The sequence below is a fragment of the Undibacterium sp. TJN19 genome, assembly GCF_049339485.1.
GTDB lineage: Bacteria > Pseudomonadota > Gammaproteobacteria > Burkholderiales > Burkholderiaceae_D > Undibacterium.
In genome coordinates this window covers 336,786-353,801 of record NZ_JBMPPL010000003.1, presented here as the reverse complement: position 1 = coordinate 353,801, position 17,016 = coordinate 336,786, and the positions used below count along the sequence as shown (strand labels likewise).

17 protein-coding genes are annotated in these 17,016 nt (G+C 49.3%); 6 read left to right on the top strand and 11 right to left on the bottom strand.

Features of this window, described 5'->3' with window-relative positions:
• Positions 1 to 2: 2 nt before the first annotated feature.
• From sdhD to ACO0LH_RS12970, 3 genes are all read right to left on the bottom strand, one after another.
• Positions 3 to 371, bottom strand: coding sequence for a succinate dehydrogenase, hydrophobic membrane anchor protein (sdhD, locus tag ACO0LH_RS12980; RefSeq protein ID WP_422941507.1), 369 nt, complete (start codon positions 369 to 371; stop codon positions 3 to 5).
• On the bottom strand, positions 372 to 779 hold the full coding sequence (gene sdhC, locus ACO0LH_RS12975; RefSeq protein WP_422941506.1) for a succinate dehydrogenase, cytochrome b556 subunit: 408 nt from the start codon (positions 777 to 779) through the stop codon (positions 372 to 374).
• 215 nt (positions 780 to 994) lie between these two features.
• The gene (locus ACO0LH_RS12970; RefSeq protein WP_422941505.1) at positions 995 to 1,798 is read right to left on the bottom strand and encodes a GntR family transcriptional regulator; all 804 of its coding nucleotides are present in this window, start codon (positions 1,796 to 1,798) and stop codon (positions 995 to 997) included.
• Positions 1,799 to 2,137: 339 nt separating this feature from the next.
• On the opposite strand from ACO0LH_RS12970, the gene ACO0LH_RS12965 reads away from it, so the two are divergent.
• From ACO0LH_RS12965 to ACO0LH_RS12945, 5 genes are all read left to right on the top strand, one after another.
• Positions 2,138 to 3,127 (top strand): malate dehydrogenase, encoded by a 990-nt coding sequence (locus ACO0LH_RS12965; RefSeq protein ID WP_422941504.1) that lies wholly within the window; start codon positions 2,138 to 2,140, stop codon positions 3,125 to 3,127.
• 67 nt (positions 3,128 to 3,194) lie between these two features.
• Positions 3,195 to 4,166, top strand: coding sequence for an HpcH/HpaI aldolase/citrate lyase family protein (locus ACO0LH_RS12960; RefSeq protein WP_422941503.1), 972 nt, complete (start codon positions 3,195 to 3,197; stop codon positions 4,164 to 4,166).
• Positions 4,167 to 4,174: 8 nt separating this feature from the next.
• Positions 4,175 to 4,660, top strand: coding sequence for a hypothetical protein (locus ACO0LH_RS12955; RefSeq protein ID WP_422941501.1), 486 nt, complete (start codon positions 4,175 to 4,177; stop codon positions 4,658 to 4,660).
• 122 nt (positions 4,661 to 4,782) lie between these two features.
• Positions 4,783 to 7,518: an aconitate hydratase AcnA gene (gene acnA / locus ACO0LH_RS12950; RefSeq protein ID WP_422941500.1), complete on the top strand. Its 2,736-nt coding sequence runs from the start codon at positions 4,783 to 4,785 to the stop codon at positions 7,516 to 7,518.
• Positions 7,519 to 7,696: 178 nt separating this feature from the next.
• Positions 7,697 to 7,927 (top strand): hypothetical protein, encoded by a 231-nt coding sequence (locus ACO0LH_RS12945; RefSeq protein WP_422941499.1) that lies wholly within the window; start codon positions 7,697 to 7,699, stop codon positions 7,925 to 7,927.
• A 46-nt stretch (positions 7,928 to 7,973) separates the two neighbouring features.
• On the opposite strand, the gene ACO0LH_RS12940 is transcribed toward ACO0LH_RS12945, so the two are convergent.
• The 6 genes from ACO0LH_RS12940 to phaC form a co-directional block, all read right to left on the bottom strand.
• A complete protein-coding gene (locus ACO0LH_RS12940) occupies positions 7,974 to 9,197 on the bottom strand; it encodes a cystathionine beta-lyase (RefSeq protein ID WP_422941498.1) in 1,224 nt (407 codons plus the stop codon).
• Between the two features lie 133 nt (positions 9,198 to 9,330).
• Complete coding sequence (locus ACO0LH_RS12935) at positions 9,331 to 9,837, bottom strand: hypothetical protein (protein ID WP_422941497.1); 507 nt, start codon at positions 9,835 to 9,837, stop codon at positions 9,331 to 9,333.
• Positions 9,837 to 11,219, bottom strand: coding sequence for a 30S ribosomal protein S12 methylthiotransferase RimO (rimO, locus tag ACO0LH_RS12930; RefSeq protein ID WP_422941496.1), 1,383 nt, complete (start codon positions 11,217 to 11,219; stop codon positions 9,837 to 9,839). Before rimO ends, ACO0LH_RS12935 begins: the two co-directional genes overlap by 1 nt.
• A 145-nt stretch (positions 11,220 to 11,364) precedes the next feature.
• Positions 11,365 to 11,922: a polyhydroxyalkanoate synthesis repressor PhaR gene (gene phaR, locus ACO0LH_RS12925; protein WP_422941495.1), complete on the bottom strand. Its 558-nt coding sequence runs from the start codon at positions 11,920 to 11,922 to the stop codon at positions 11,365 to 11,367.
• Between the two features lie 322 nt (positions 11,923 to 12,244).
• Positions 12,245 to 12,985, bottom strand: coding sequence for a 3-ketoacyl-ACP reductase (locus tag ACO0LH_RS12920; RefSeq protein ID WP_422941494.1), 741 nt, complete (start codon positions 12,983 to 12,985; stop codon positions 12,245 to 12,247).
• 67 nt (positions 12,986 to 13,052) lie between these two features.
• A complete protein-coding gene (gene phaC / locus ACO0LH_RS12915; RefSeq protein ID WP_422941493.1) occupies positions 13,053 to 14,798 on the bottom strand; it encodes a class I poly(R)-hydroxyalkanoic acid synthase in 1,746 nt (581 codons plus the stop codon).
• A 120-nt stretch (positions 14,799 to 14,918) separates the two neighbouring features.
• Between phaC and ACO0LH_RS12910 the strand changes: the two genes are divergently transcribed.
• A complete protein-coding gene (locus ACO0LH_RS12910) occupies positions 14,919 to 15,161 on the top strand; it encodes a hypothetical protein (protein ID WP_422941492.1) in 243 nt (80 codons plus the stop codon).
• On the opposite strand, the gene pgeF is transcribed toward ACO0LH_RS12910, so the two are convergent.
• Positions 15,158 to 15,961, bottom strand: coding sequence for a peptidoglycan editing factor PgeF (pgeF, locus tag ACO0LH_RS12905; protein ID WP_422941491.1), 804 nt, complete (start codon positions 15,959 to 15,961; stop codon positions 15,158 to 15,160). The two genes, ACO0LH_RS12910 and pgeF, sit on opposite strands and share 4 nt — an antisense overlap.
• On the bottom strand, positions 15,958 to 16,998 hold the full coding sequence (locus tag ACO0LH_RS12900) for an RluA family pseudouridine synthase (protein ID WP_422941490.1): 1,041 nt from the start codon (positions 16,996 to 16,998) through the stop codon (positions 15,958 to 15,960). Before ACO0LH_RS12900 ends, pgeF begins: the two co-directional genes overlap by 4 nt.
• Positions 16,999 to 17,016 lie beyond the last annotated feature (18 nt).

Genomic DNA, 17,016 nt, shown 5'->3' with positions numbered 1-17,016 from the left:
TTTTATACTCTCCACAAAATCTGTGCAGCATAGCCAGCACAAGCAATCAGCCACAGGATCGTGGCAACTTGAAATACCAGGCGCACAAATACACTGTGCGTCACATAATCCATCCAGACATCACGCATACCTACCCAGGCGTGATACAACAGGCAAATCACCACCGAAAACGTCGCCAGCTTGAACCATTGCATGGCGAAAATGCCAGCCCAACCTTCATAGCTGAAATTTTTACCCGTCAAAAACAAACCCAGCAAAATCACGGTATAGACTGCCATGACAATCGCTGTTACGCGCTGCGCCAGCCAGTCACGCAAACCGTAGTTCGCACCCACGACCAGGCGCTTAGGGCCAATATTATTATTTGCCATTTAAAATACTCCGAACAGTTTCAGACCTGTCAATGCAGCCAGCACCAGGCTGATGGCCAGCACACCAACAGCTGATTTGCGCGCCGTATCTTTATCAAGGCCAAAGTGCAAATCCATGAACAAGTGACGAACGCCCGCACAAAAATGATGCAAGTAAGCCCAAACCAAAGCAAGAATCACCAGCTTGACGAAAACATGCGAAGTAAACCCTTGCAATTCAGCAAACGTCAGTTCCGATGTCAAGCTTTTGTCCAGCAGGTACAAAATAAACGGCAACAACAGGAACATCAACATTCCACTGCCACGATGCAGAATCGAAACAAAGCCTGCCAGCGGCAGACGATATCCCGTCGCATCGATCAGGCGCATTACACCAAAGCGCGGTCTGGTTTTTACTACTTCAGACATAAATAATCTCCCCATTAACTAGTCTGTACATAAACCTTGCAATTTTCGCTCATTTTGGTGCATTGCACCAACAAAAATCGGCGCAATTTACAAAATATCGCTATCTTAAACCTAAACGCAAGACGTCACAGAACGCCAAGTCATTCAAAAACAAGGCAAAAATGGAAGTACAAATTAATTTCGGATAACACCAAAAAACCACATGGAAGCGCGTATCAACTCAACTCGTTCCGATAATGATGACTGGTAGTCAGATATAAACCGCGACGCAACTCCACTGGCTTGTCGCCATAAGTAAAAGACACCCGCTCCACATTCAACAAAGGCATACCGGTGTCGACCTGCAACAGGGAGGCCACCAACTCATCAGCACAGATGGCGCGAATTTGCTCTGAAGCACGTATCATGTGCGTACCAAATTCTGTTTCGAACAGGCCATACATTGGCCCTTTGTATTCATTCAGCCGCTCAGCCGTCAGCCCTTTAAAAATGGAACCCGGCAACCATAAGTCATCAAGAATTGTCGGCACACCAGAAAATGACTGCACACGCCGGATGAAAACCACTGAGTCGCCAGATTTAATTTCAAGCAGGCGAGCCACCTCGGCAGGCGCACGCATGCGCTTGACTTCAACGATTTTATTTTCCGGATAATGGGGAACACCTTCATCAGGCGCCAGTCGCAAAAAACGGAACTGCGAACGCGCCTCATGATGGGTGGCAACAAACGTCCCCTTCCCCTGACGCCGAACGACCAGATTTTCGGCAGACAACTCATCAATCGCCTTACGTACTGTGCCCTGACTTACCTTGAAGCGACTGGCCAGCTCCATCTCACTGGGAATCAGCTCACCAGGCTTCCACTCACCAGATTGCAGGCTTTGCGTAATCAATGCCTTTATCTGTTGATACAATGGACTGAATGTGGGAGACGCAGTCAAGGATGCATTACCAACCCCACTACCCGGAGTGGCCGGACTGATCGCTTGATTATTTGGTGTTGGCAGGATTGAGTTCATAGGCTGCAATTTCACCACAAAACCACCCTGTCCGTCCAGAATAAAAGCGTTAAGTAATATGTCTTATATAAGACATAAGATATTCATTGACACTTGCACTGACACAACCTAAACTCCCGTACAAATAGCTGGTCACTTGCCAACTATATCCGTGTCATACCAAGCAATATAGTTCTAACGCCTTTAATGTAAAGGACGAAAAGCATGTTTACAGCTGATTTTGGCTGACTGACTGCGTTTTCAACGGTATCATTAAGCGTTTCACATAGTGCCTGATTTTTGATTTCACGGCGCTGCACTTGTTTGAACATCGTTTTAACACCACTTCGGAGATGTATCATGGCGAAATCCCCTATGCGCGTAGCTGTTACCGGCGCCGCAGGCCAAATTGGCTATTCCCTTCTGTTCCGTATCGCCAATGGCGACATGCTGGGCAAAGACCAGCCAGTGATTCTGCAATTATTGGAAATTCCTGACGAAAAAGCCCAGAAAGCGTTGAAAGGCGTCATGATGGAAATCGACGACTGCGCATTCCCACTGTTGGCTGGCATGACAGCTCACAGCGATCCAATGACAGCGTTCAAGGATATCGACGTTGCCCTGCTGGTTGGCGCACGTCCTCGCGGCCCAGGCATGGAACGCAAAGATCTGCTGGAAGCCAATGCACAGATTTTCACCGTGCAAGGCAAGGCACTGGATGCAGTAGCATCCCGCAATGTTAAAGTTCTGGTAGTTGGTAACCCAGCCAATACCAATGCTTACATCGCCATGAAATCAGCACCATCCCTGCCGGCGAAAAACTTCACGGCAATGCTGCGTCTGGATCATAACCGCGCCTTGTCCCAAGTCGCCGCCAAAGTTGGCAAACCAGTTGCAGCAGTTGAAAAACTGTGCGTCTGGGGCAATCACTCCCCAACCATGTATGCTGACTATCGCTTCGCGACAGTTGACGGCGCGTCCGTCAAAGACCTGATCAATGACCAAGTCTGGAACAAGGATGTATTCCTGCCTACAGTTGGCAAACGCGGTGCAGCGATTATCGAAGCACGCGGCCTGTCTTCTGCTGCCTCAGCAGCGAATGCAGCAATCGACCACGTACGTGACTGGTTGCTGGGCACAAACGGCAAATGGACTACCATGGGAATCCCTTCTGATGGCTCTTATGGCATCCCTGAAGGCACCATGTTCGGCTTCCCTGTCACAACAGAAAACGGCGAATACAAAATCGTTGAAGGTCTGGAAATCGACGAGTTCTCCCGTGAACGCATCAACATTACTCTCAAAGAATTGCAAGAAGAGCGTGATGGCGTCAAACACCTGGTAGGTTAATCAAGTCAGGGGGCAGATCCCGGTTTTTGCCGGGATTTGCCTTGGTTCACGATGATATATTTAAGTGATGCATCCATCTACAGTACTTTTTCAGGATCACATTCGACCGGTTATATTGCCGGTATGCGACCATTACGCTGGATCTGAAAAATTGATGCGCAAATCGATTGCGCGACAACAGGAACTGGATGGTGTTTTCGACATCACTCTCGATTGCGAAGATGGCGCCTCCGCTGGCAACGAGATCATTCATGCAGAACTGATCGCCGCATTGGTCGCCAGCACTGACAATCATTATCAGCGTCTTGGCGTTCGCGTACATGATGTCCACCATCCTGCATTTGAACAAGACCTGGAAATAATCCTCCCGGCATGTGCAGACAAGCTTGCCTATCTGGTTTTACCAAAAATCAATACCACTGCAGAATTACTGTCTGCACTGCAACGCATTAATCACTATGGCAAAAGAACTGACGGCCAGCTCATTCCCGTCCATGCCCTGATAGAAACCCATGGCGCACTGGCAGAAGTGCAGCAAATTGCCGCCCTGCCCCAGGTAGAATGCTTGTCGTTTGGTTTAATGGATTTTGTATCCTCCCATTTTGGTGCCATACCTGCCTCAGCCATGCGCTCGCCCGGGCAATTTACTCACCCACTGGTTTTGCGCGCCAAGCTGGAAATTGCCGCAGCCTGTCATCGCTATGGCAAAGTTGCCTCTCACAATGTCACCACCGAGATCAAAGATATAAGCGTAGTGGCAAATGATGCCCGGCGCGCAGCCAGCGAATGCGGCTATACACGCATGTGGAGCATACATCCTGACCAGATACGGCCCGTCATCCAGGCATTTTCACCGAGTGAAAATGAAATTCATGATGCCATTGCCATTCTGACTCAGGCAAAAAATCAGGCCTGGGGGCCAATACAATGGCAAGGTCAGCTACATGACAGAGCCAGTTACCGCTATTATTGGACAATTTTAAGACGGGCCCAATCAGGGTCATTTGTTTTACCAGCAGCAGCACAAGAATTACTTTAGGAGACACCATGAAATTACTTTCTTTTATTAGCCTGGCATTTGCCGCATGCACCATCCTTGCTACCAATGCCAATGCCGTGGAAGCGCCTCGCAGCAAGACTAAATCCACAGCAAAAGCGGCAAAACCTGCCGCTGCTCAGGCAACAAAAGAAGATGATGAGCCGGAACCGGACGTGCAAATGCACAATAGTTTCGAATACAAATGCGAACTCGGCAACTCCCTGACCATGTACATCAACCCGGAAGATGTTGATCATGTGGCCATGCGCTGGAAAAAGCGCTTGTATCGACTGTCCAAAGTGGATACCACAACGGGTGCCGTACGTTTCGAAAATCAAAAGGCCGGATTTGTCTGGATAGGCATCCCCGCCAAAGGCTTGTTACTGGATTCTCATAAGGGCCAGCAATTAGCCAATGAATGCAAGACAGAAGCAGCCTCACTGGCGGAAGTGAATAGTAAAGACAGCACCAGCACTGCAGCGCAAGTCAAGTAAGCTTCATGCTTCAAAACCAGCAACATACTCAGTTGCGCCAGCTCGATTGAGATAAATGGATATCGCACTAGTTAATGTAATTATTTTTTGATCGTTGATTTTTGTAAATAAGAGGAAGAGCCATGAGCCAAAATGCGTACAAAGATGCATTCAAAACCCTGAAAGATTTTAAAATTTCAGATGCCAAGAAAGGCAAGTTCTTTTCTTTGCCTGCATTGGAAAAAAATCTCGGTGTCAATATTTCACGCCTGCCAGTTTCTATCCGTATCGTTCTGGAATCGGTACTGCGTAACTGCGACGGTAAAAAAGTAACTGAAGAACACGTCAAACAACTGGCTAACTGGGGTGCAACTGCCTCCCGTACAGACGAAATCCCGTTCGTTGTGTCCCGTGTTGTACTGCAAGATTTTACCGGCGTACCGCTGCTGGCCGATCTGGCTGCCATGCGCAATGTCGCTGCCAAACAAGGTAAAAATCCAAAAAATATTGAGCCTTTGGTTCCTGTTGATCTGGTCGTTGATCACTCTGTGCAAATCGATCATTTCCGCGAAAAGAAAGCACTCGACCTGAACATGAAACTGGAATTCTCGCGCAATAACGAGCGTTATCAGTTCATGAAATGGGGCATGCAGGCATTTGATACTTTTGGCGTGGTTCCTCCAGGCTTTGGTATCGTCCATCAGGTCAATCTGGAATACCTGGCACGCGGCGTACACAAAATCAAAGACGCCAAGAAAAATGAAGTGTATTACCCAGACACACTGGTAGGTACTGATTCCCACACGACCATGATCAATGGTATCGGCGTCGTTGGTTGGGGTGTTGGCGGCATTGAAGCCGAAGCTGGCATGCTGGGCCAACCAGTCTACTTCCTGACACCAGACGTCGTCGGCGTCAATCTGACTGGCGCATTGCGCGAAGGCTGTACTGCAACGGATCTGGTATTGACGATCACTGAATTGCTGCGCAAAGCCAAGGTTGTTGGCAAATTTGTTGAATTCTTTGGCGAAGGCACACGCTCCCTGTCTCTGACAGATCGCGCGACTATCGCCAACATGGCACCGGAATACGGCGCGACCATGGGCTTTTTCCCGGTCGATGAAGCAACGATTGATTACTTCAAAGGCACAGGCCGCACCAAGGCAGAAATCGACGCATTTGAAGGCTACTTCAAAGCCCAGAAGATGTTTGGCATCCCGGCAGCTGGCGATATCGACTACACGACAGAAATCTCACTTGATCTGTCCACGGTTGCGCCGTCCCTGGCTGGCCCTAAGCGCCCGCAAGACCGTATCGAAATCGGCAATGTCAAATCGACATTTGCCGACCTGTTCTCAAAACCAACGTCCGAAAATGGCTTCAACAAAAAAGCAGAAGACCTGGATGCGGTATATACCAATACTGATAACGTAAAAGTTAAAAACGGCGATGTACTGATCGCTGCAATTACCTCCTGCACCAACACATCCAACCCTAGCGTCTTGCTGGCGGCTGGCTTGCTGGCCAAGAAAGCAGTTGAAGCTGGTTTGAAAGTAGCACCGCATATCAAAACTTCGCTGGCCCCTGGCTCTCGCGTTGTTACCAAATACCTGGAAGCAGCAGGCCTGTTACCTTACCTGGAAAAACTGGGCTTTGGTGTGACTGCTTATGGTTGCACAACCTGTATCGGCAATGCTGGCGACCTGACACCGGCCATGAATGAAGCAATTGTTGCCAACGACATCGTGGCTTCTGCCATCCTGTCTGGCAACCGCAATTTTGAAGCACGTATTCACCCGAACATTCGCTCCAACTTCCTGGCATCTCCTCCTTTGGTCGTCGCCTACGCCATCGCTGGCAATATGACCCGCGATTTGATGACAGAGCCAGTTGGCCGCGTTAAAGGCAAGGATATTTTCCTGGGCGACATCTGGCCGACCAGCGCAGAAATCAGCAAGCTGATGAAATTTGCGATGAATTCCAAGACTTTCAAAGAAAACTACGCAGACGTCAAAGGCGCACCAGGCAAACTGTGGGAAAACATCAAGGGCGTGGCAGAAGGCGATGTCTACAACTGGCCGACTTCCACTTACATTGCAGAGCCACCATTCTTTGCTGACTTCACGATGGAACCAAAAGCCGCAGCAACCGGCATTACCGGCGCGCGCGCTTTGGGCGTATTTGGCGATTCGATCACCACTGACCATATCTCACCTGCCGGTGCGATCAAGGAATCCAGCCCTGCTGGTAAATGGCTGAAAGAAAACGGTGTTCTGAAGGCTGATTTCAACTCCTACGGTTCACGTCGTGGCAACCATGAAATCATGATGCGCGGCACGTTTGCCAACGTCCGCATCAAAAACCTGATGATTCCAGCCAAGGAAGATGGTTCCCGCGTTGAAGGCGGCGAAACCCTGTTCCAGCCAACCGGTGAACCTATGGCGATCTACGACGCAGCGATGAAGTATATTGCTGACGGCGTACCAACCATGATTTTCGGTGGCGAAGAATACGGTACAGGCTCCTCCCGTGACTGGGCTGCAAAAGGCACGCAATTGCTGGGCGTGAAAGCAGTGATTGCACGTTCATTTGAACGTATCCATCGCTCCAACCTGGTTGGCATGGGCGTACTGCCATTGCAATTCATCGGCAGTGACAGTGTTGATACTCTGGGCATCACTGGTACTGAGTCTTTCGACCTGAAAGGCATAGAAGGCGAAATCAAGCCGCAACAGGAAGTCACTCTGGTGATCAATCGTGCCAATGGCGACAAACAAGACGTTAAAGTCCTGCTGCGCATCGATACACCAATCGAAGTTGACTATTACGAACATGGCGGTATTTTGCCATTCGTATTGCGTCAATTGCTGGCAGCTTAAGCATAGACAGTGCCTCATCCCCACTTGTGGGGATGAATGAAAAAAGAGTGAATTTCAATTGAAATTCACTCTTTTTCTTTTTTCTTTGGTTTTTCTTCCACAACAAAGCTATGCAAGACTGACGTAAGCAAAGCTCATTAAGCTTACTCCATCTTATAAGCAAAACTCTGGAGACTTTATGTGGAAAATTCTCGTCGGCTTTATTATTTTTGCAGCCGCTGCCTTGTTCTTTATTTTCAAAGCTGGTGATAAAGTGGATATGCAAGGCGAAGCTGCCGGCCATGATCCAACAGAAGTACATTCTGCATCTGCCAGTACATCAGCGTCCACACCCGTGGTCACACCTGTCGCTGCGCCTGAAGTAGCTGCACCTGCTTCTGATGTATCAGCAGGCAGCGCAAGCAAATAAATCGCAAGTATCTGGCGAGTCTCTTTGCTCGCCAGCTTGACACTTGTCAGGCTGGCGTAGCCAACGCCAGCATCATCGCCTGCTCGATATCAGCAATCAAATCAGCCGCATCTTCCAGCCCGATATTAAAACGTACCAGCGTGCCGTGCCCTTGCCATTGGTTACGCATTTGCTCAATGCGATAGGGCACACAAAGGCTGTGCGCCCCACCCCAGCTAAATCCTATCTTGAAGAGCTTCAGGCTGTCGACAAAACAATCTGTCTGCTCTTCACTGTATTTGCTGTCAAACAAAACTGAAAACAGACCACCAGCACCAGTAAAATCACGCTTCCAGATTTCATGTCCAGGGCAATCAGGCAAGGCTGGATGCAATACTTTGCTGATTTCAGGACGAGTTTTCAACCAGGTGGCAATCTCGCGCGCCGACTGATCATGTGCATTAAAACGCAATCGCAATGTCGCCAAATTACGCAACACCAGATAAACATCATCCATACCAACACCCAGACCCAGGCGCATGTGCGCAGCCTGCAAACAGGCATTGAGCGCCTTGTCACGGGTAATGACTGCCCCCATCAAGACATCCGAGCCGCCACTCTGGTATTTAGTCAGCGCCTGCATGATGATATCCACACCATGTGCAAAAGCGGGGAAAGCGACACCACCCGACCAGGTATTGTCCAGCGCAACCAGCACATCACGCGCATGGGCAGCGGCGCAAATTGCAGGTACATCAGGCACCTCCATGGAAACTGATCCCGGTGCTTCTACCCACACAAGCTTGGTATTTGCTTCGATCAGACTGGCGATACCTGCACCTGTCAACGGATCATAATAGCGCACGCTGATGCCAAAACTGCGCGACAACCAATCTGCCAGATCGCGATTGGGCCCATAGACATTATCAGGCATCAGGATATGGTCGCCACTTTGCAGCAAAGCCATATCAATCAGCGTAATTGCTGCAAGTCCACTTGGCGCGAGCAGGCAATAATTGCCCTGCTCGATTTCTGCCAGCCTGGCCTCCAGCGTAAAACTGGTCGGTGTGCCATGCAAGCCGTAGGTATAGGCTGATTTATCCTGCCAGGTTCTGGCCCGCATGGCGGCAACATTGTTGAACAGCACGGTGGAGGCATGATGTATCCCGACCGGGAAAGCATCAAAACCCGCTGGAGGCTCATAATCCTGATGTATGAGCCGGGTGTTAAACCCTGCGTCTGCGTCTAACTTTGAATTTGAGTTTGTGTTTGAATCTGAATTTTCCGGCATGGTCGTTTTTCTTCGGTGGATTCGAACAATATTCGAATGAATATCTTAGCGCAGAAGTCTGCTTTTGAAGCCACAATCATCTTTCCGTCACATATAAATTCAAAGGCGAAAAAAAAAGCGCTTATGCGCTTTTTTATTTTGCTTTTGTTGATGCAGGTGTTTTCTTCAGTTTGGGTGGTGGCAATAACTCAATCACGAAATCCATGCTGATTTTTCCATCATCGGATTGCCAGATGCCTCGTATGGTATTGCCCTTTAACTCGCCATCCCACTGACCTGAAACGTCAACACCATCCTCCGACTCTTCCATGCTGAGTTTATTGCCACTGACTTCGCCCGCAAGCAAAATCTTTTTGCCCTGATTGCGCTTGCCACTCAACACGACGTAAGAGCCTTCGACACTATCGCGGTCTTCTGTTTTAGGTTGCAAGTGCATACGGATCTGCTCGCCGCCCATTTTGCCGCGCAATTCAATTGGCTGCGCGAAAAATGGATTTTCCATCGGTGCAAAACGCCGAATTGATGCATCTTCCACCTTGGCCGCCACTGTAGCCGTTTCATTGCCCACCTGAGCATAAACGGGAATCGCAAACCCGGACACCACGGAAAGCCCCAACAAAACCAGATACGAAACCTTCATCAAACTGCCTCACCCCACAAATCATGGGCGTCAGCTGCGGTAATTTTCACGTCGACAAACTCCCCCACCTTCAACTTACGGTGCGGCTCAAACGGTGGTTTGACATACACAACACCGTCAATTTCAGGCGCGTCGGCTGCGCTGCGCCCAACACCGCCACTACGGTCCAGCGAGTCGATCAAAACACGCATGGTTTTACCAATTTTTGCCTGTAAACGTTTTTTCGATATGCCTTCCTGCAATTCCATGACGCGACGGCGGCGGTCTTCGCGCACATCATCTGGCAATTGGTTGGCGAGTTCGTTGGCCGTTGCACCTTCGACCGGTGAATAGGCAAAACAGCCCAAGCGATCAATCTCAGCTTCTTTCAGGAAATCAAGCAGGTATTCAAACTCTTCTTCCGTCTCGCCAGGGAAACCGGCGATGAAGGTCGAACGTATCGTGATTTCCGGGCACATCTCACGCCAGGCTTTGATGCGTTCTATATTTTTTTCGCCGCTTGCCGGGCGCTTCATGCGCTTCAATACATCAGGGTGCGCATGCTGCAAAGGTACATCCAGATATGGCAATACGTGACCATTGTTCATGAAGGGAATGATCTGATCCACATGCGGATAAGGGTAAACATAATGCAGACGCACCCAGGCATCATGTTGCTTAGCCAGTTCGCCCAGGGCCTCAACCAGTTGTGTCATGTGAGTTTTGACTGGCTTGCCATTCCAGAAACCCATGCGGAATTTGACATCTACACCATAGGCGCTGGTGTCCTGGGAAATCACCAACAATTCTTTCACGCCTGCCTTGAACAGGTTTTCTGCTTCCATCATGACGTCGGCAATCGGGCGTGAAACCAGGTCGCCACGCATGGAAGGGATAATACAGAAGCTGCAACGATGGTTGCAACCTTCCGATATTTTCAGGTAAGCGAAATGCTTGGGTGTCAGTTTGACGCCTTGTGGCGGCACCAAATCCATGAAGGGTTCATGCGGCTTGGGCAAATGCTTGTGCACTGCAGCCATGACTTCACCCACTGCGTGCGGGCCAGTCACCTCAAGAACCTTGGGGTGGATGGACTGTATCATGTCCTTGCCATCAGCACCCTTTTTAGCACCAAGGCAACCAGTCACGATGACCCGGCCGTTCTCAGCCAGTGCCTCGCCGATGGCATCCAGGGATTCCTGCACAGCGGCGTCAATGAAACCGCAGGTATTCACGATGACAAGGTCGGCGCCATCATAGGATTTGGCGGTGTCGTAACCTTCGGCACGCAATTGAGTCAATATTTGTTCGGAATCGACAAGTGCCTTTGGACAACCCAGGGACACGAACCCCACCTTGTGAGTAGCAGGCATTTCTTGACGACGAATTTCAGTGATGGACATAAGGGGTAATAAATAGCAAAAAAGGGTACAAAAGCGAATCCGCTATTGTACCCTTTTTGCTAGCCCAACTTGCCGCATCTGCGATTAATTCCTGAAGAATCAGGGGCTTAAGTCATAAGACAGATCTGGCCGGTTCAAAAATTATTTACTTTTTATTCACATCTTCCGGATTAAACGGGAACACGTTGAACATATTTTTTGCCTGACTCTGCATTTGCTCTTGCATTTGTACAAACAAATTTTTACTTTGCTCTATGTAATTACCCATCATGCCCTGCATCATCGGACCCTGCACGTTCATGAACTGCGTCCACATTTCGGGGCTGAACGGCTTACCCTCATAGATACCCTTGGAATTTTCTGCCAGCTTGTTCTGGATGTCGATGAAAGCCTGGACATTTTTTTCCAGATAATTGCCCATCATGCCCTGCATGGCATGACCATAGTAACGAATGATCTGCGACAGGACAACGCTGGAAAACATGGGTGAACCACCCGCTTCTTCTTCCAGAATGATTTGCAACAGTATGCTGCGTGTCAAATCTTCACCTGTTTTTGCGTCGACAACCGCAAAATCATCATTCTCCAGCACAAACTGCTTCACATCAACCAGGGTGATGTAACTGCTGGTCTGCGTGTCATACAAGCGGCGGTTAGGATATTTTTTGATCAGATGCTGTGTTGATTTTTTTGCGCTATTCATTGAGATCTCAGTTAAGCACTTCGATATCCAGACACCTTCAGGAAGATTATCCCATCCAGGTGACACAGACTAATTCACGCAAACATGCATTTCCTGCTTTGGCCACACTAATAATGCCTTAAGCATGAAAACGATGTTTGTCCCCTTTATTATTGCATTTTTTTATTTTGCTGCCTGCAAAAAGATATGCTCATCGAAATCTTGCGACTCTGATGAGCATATTTTACCGCACTGCGGAAGAAAGACAGCAATCAAGGGGTTAAAAAGCTGATTTATAACAAATAAAACAAATTTGCCCCTGATTTAACATTGCATAGCAGGCTTAGCCCATATGCAAGCCACCATTGATGGAGAAGTCTGAACCAGTCGCATAACCACCTTCATCAGAAGCGATCCATGCAACGATGGAGGCGATTTCTTCAGGCTCAGCCAGACGTTTGACAGGAATGCCGGCCACGATTTTTTCCAGCACATCAGGGCGTATCGCCTTGACCATGTCAGTACCTACATAACCTGGTGAAACCGTGTTAACCGTCACGCCCTTGGTTGCCACCTCTTGTGCAAGTGCCATGGAAAAACCATGGATACCCGCTTTTGCCGTAGAGTAGTTGGTTTGGCCAAACTGCCCTTTTTGACCATTCACTGAAGAAATATTGATGATGCGGCCCCAACCGCGGTCTACCATGCCATCAATGACTTGCTTGGTGACGTTGAACAGGGAATTCAAATTGGTATCCATGACGGCATCCCAATCTGCCTTGCTCATTTTGCGGAATTGGCCGTCACGGGTAATACCGGCGTTATTGACCAGCACATCCACTTCGCCGATTTCGGCCCTTACTTTTTCAAAGGCAGCCCTGGTTGATTCCCAATCAGAGACATTGCCTTCAGAAGCATGAATATCCAGACCTTCAGCGCGCATATCGGCCAGCCATTTGTCTTTACGGGCAGAATTTGGCCCGCATCCAGCAACGACTATGTAACCATCCCTGCACAAACGTCTGCAAATTGGCGTCCCAATACCACCCATACCACCGGTTACATACGCAACACGTTTTGACATACCAGTTCTCCTAATTTAAATTTTATTACCTACTTGCAACGACCATCAATTTGCTCTTACCCTGCTTTTAATCTGCCCTTACTTTGACATAGCGTCCGGGAGCGGCTTCTATCGCCTTAAATTCTGCATTGCCTGGCTGGCTTGGTGCCTTGACCATTTTGCCACCATGTTCGCTGAGAAAAGCAGCCCATTGCGGCCACCAGCTGCCCGGGGTTTCTGTCGCGCCGGCAAACCAACTTTCAGCATCCAGGCCAGTTTTCTCATTGGTCCAATAACTTCTTTTCTTTTTCGCTGGCGGATTAACCACCCCTGCGATATGGCCAGATGCACCCAGTACGAAACGATTTTTGCTTTTGTGACGGGGATTGAGCAGGCTGGTCGATGCATAAGCAGCCGGCCAGGGCACGATATGGTCTTCGCGTGAGCCATATATAAAGCATGGCGCATCGATTTTACCCAGATCAACCTGGTTGCCTGCCACGGTCAATGCACCGGGCTGCTTCAGTTTATTTTCCAGATAGGTATTGCGCAGATACCAGCAAAACATGGGACCAGGCAAATTGGTGCTATCCGCATTCCAGTACAACAGGTCAAAAGGTGGTGGCGCCTCACCTTTCAGATAATTTGATTGCACATAATTCCAGACCAGGTCATTGGCCCTCAGGCTGGAGAACGTGCTGGCAAGATCGCGGCCAGGCAACAAGCCACCTCGGCCTATGGTCTGCTCACGCATATTGACCTGCATTTCATCGACAAACACATCGAGAACACCGGTATGCGAAAAATCCAGCAAGGTAGTGAGTAAGGTCAGGCTGCTGGCCGGATGCTCGCCACGGGCAGCCAGTACAGACAAGGCGGTAGAAATAATCGTACCGCCGACGCAAAAACCAAAAGCATTGATCTTGTCTTGCTTGCTGATTTTTTGTACGACCTTGATAGCCTGCACAGCGCCATCTTCGATGTAGTCATCCCAGGTAACCTGCGCCATGCTTTCATCTGGATTTGCCCACGACACCAGAAACACGGTATGACCTTGCTCAACCGCGTAATGCACGACTGAATTTTCTGGTTGCAAATCAAGAATATAAAATTTATTGATACATGGCGGCACCATTAACAATGGGCGCTGGTGTACGGTCTTGGTGACCGGCGTATATTGAATCAGCTGGAACAGATGGTTTTCAAATACCACTGTACCCTGTGATGTAGCGACATTCTTGCCAACTTCAAATGCAGATTCATCTGTTTGAGAAATTCTGCCCTTTTGCATATCCGCCAGCATTTGCGTAATGCCCTTGGCCAGGCTTTCGCCCTTGCTCTCAATCAGCTTGGTTTGCGCCTCAGGATTAGTGACCAGGAAATTTGCCGGCGACATGGCATCGATCATTTGCTGCACTGCAAAACCGATTTTTTGTTTGGTCTTCGCCGGTGCCTGCACAGACTCTGCCATGGCCATCAAAAAGCGCGCATTTAACAGATAGGAAGCTGCACTGTAAGAGTGCATTGCATGATTATGCCAGTCTGGCGCTGCAAATCGCCGGTCTTTCAAATCAGGCAGTTTGGACACTGAGAAATCCATCCACAGCTTACCCAGTTCCTGCATGTATTCGGTTTGCAGGCGCGTCATGGTCGCCGGATCAACCTGTACACCCAATTCTTTGAGCATATCCCCGGTCGCACTTAAGGGGCCAGCGCCTCCCGCAGGCATTTGATTCCATACAGCGGCAGATTTCAGACTATCCTGCCAATTATTTTGATTCACCAGCTGTGACATCCACTCGGAGTACATAGCTTGAGGATCGAAAGTCTTCATGCGTGCCTCCTGATTTTCGCGTATCGTTTCGGATTAATTTTAAGCTTTCATATGATTAAATTGCCTCATTCCCGAGGCAATTTCGCAAAGCCTCAGGTATAACTCAGGAATAAGGTTTTTATGTATATTGTTGCAATCGCCTGGATCTATGTCGTTTTGATGATGTCCATTACCGAGTATTCAGTCATTGCCGGAATAATGACTTTTTTGCTGTACTGCGTTTTTCCTTTAACAATAGTTTTATACCTGATGCGCGCACCACAACGCAAGCGGGAAAGGATGGAAAAACAAGCTGCACTGCAAAAACAAATGGTGCCAACGACGGCTTCAACCAATACCAGCGAACCAGAAAACCTGCCTTAATCGCCTGCGATCCAGATCAGACTTGCCATTCTGCCGGTAACGCCGTCACGCCGGTAAGAATAAAAACAGCTTGATTCAGTCACCGTACAGCGATTGCCTCCACTTATCTCGCTGACACCGACAGCATTTAGCAATTTTCTCGCCAAGCCGTAAATATTTGCCAGGTATTTGCCCGCCTCGCCGCTGCCGTCTTTGGGCCTGAAGTAAATCTCCACATTCTCTATTTGCGCAGAAAATGCCGTCAACACATCCTCACCCACCTCAAACTGGTCCGGGCCTATCGCCGGCCCCATCCAGGCAATAATTTCTCCGGCACCGGCTGCACGCATTTTGTTGACAGTGTTTTGTAATACCCCCGCCGCAAGGCCACGCCAGCCGGCATGCGCTGCCCCAACTACTTTACCCGCAGTATCGGTGAACAAAACCGGCAAGCAATCCGCAGTCAGCACAGCACATATGGCATTAGCTTGCTGGCTAACGACAGCATCAGCACAGGCACCCGCCGACACAGTCAAATCATCAAGTACTATATTGCCATGTACTTGTGATAAGAATATGACATCCGAAGAAAATTGTCGATTGAGTTGATCCCTATTGCTGGCAACGGCAATCTGGTCATCACCAACATGATCACCCAAATTAAAGCCCCCATTGCCCTCAAGAGCGCCATAGGTGCCCAGGCTTTCACCACCCTGTCTGACAGTGGTAAAAGCACGGACATGCGCCGGCAAGCCCGACCAGTCGGGCAGTAGTACGGGGAAAGGCAAGGTTTGCGACCAGATATTGCGTTCAGGCGTCATGCCAGGTTAATTCCCGCCTGGCCCAGCAACTCCTTGAAGTCATCGGCCAAATCTACTTGCCATTCGACATGCTCACCAGTTTTGGGGTGGTTCAGCCCTAATTTCCTGGCTTGCAAAGCCTGGCGGGGGAAAAAACGGGCCAGATGCTGCTTGCCATACAGAGGGTCACCCACCAGTGGAAACCCCAGGGACAGCATGTGCACACGGATCTGATGGGTGCGCCCGGTTTCCAGTTGGCAGGCGAGCAGGCAAACTGGAAACTTTTCAAGCATGCCTGCACCAATACGCTGAAAATGTGTGACGGCGGGCTTGGCAAGCACACTTTGTGAAACACTCATCTTGATACGGTCACGCGGATGCCTTGCCATAGGCGCATCGACGGTACCTGAGGGCTTGGGTGTGCCCCAGACCAAGGCGTTATATTCTCGTTTTACGGTACGGTCCTGCAATTGACGTACCAGTTCTGTATGCGCCATGAGGGTTTTGGCTACCACCATCAGGCCAGAGGTGTCCTTGTCCAGTCTGTGAACGATACCGGCGCGTGGAACACCCTGCAAGGCAGGCCAGCGAAATAACAGGCCGTTTAGCAGCGTGCCAGTCCAGTTTCCTGCGCCGGGATGCACCACCATACCGGCTGGTTTGTTGATTACCAGCAGGTCTTCGTCCTCAAAAACAACATCAAGAGCAATCTCTTCAGGTGAATATGCACCTTCATTTGGGGCAGCCTGGGGCTGGATGAGTATCTTTTCATCACCCAGCATGGTCATCTTGCCACGACCAGGCTTGCCATCAACGCTGACAAACCCGTCTTCTATCCATTGCGAGATGCGGCTGCGCGAATATTGGGGAACCAGTTTGGACAAAGTCTTGTCCAAACGCTCGCCGCAGACTTCAGATGTGAGTTTTAATTCAATATTTTCGACTGCAGACGAAAAATCTTCATCGACCTCTTCAGTCTCGGCAAGCCCCTCAAAATCGGTATCCAGGTCAGAATCTGACAAAATCACTGTAGTAGTTGGTTTCACATTTTTTGCCATCGGCTATAATCCGTAAAT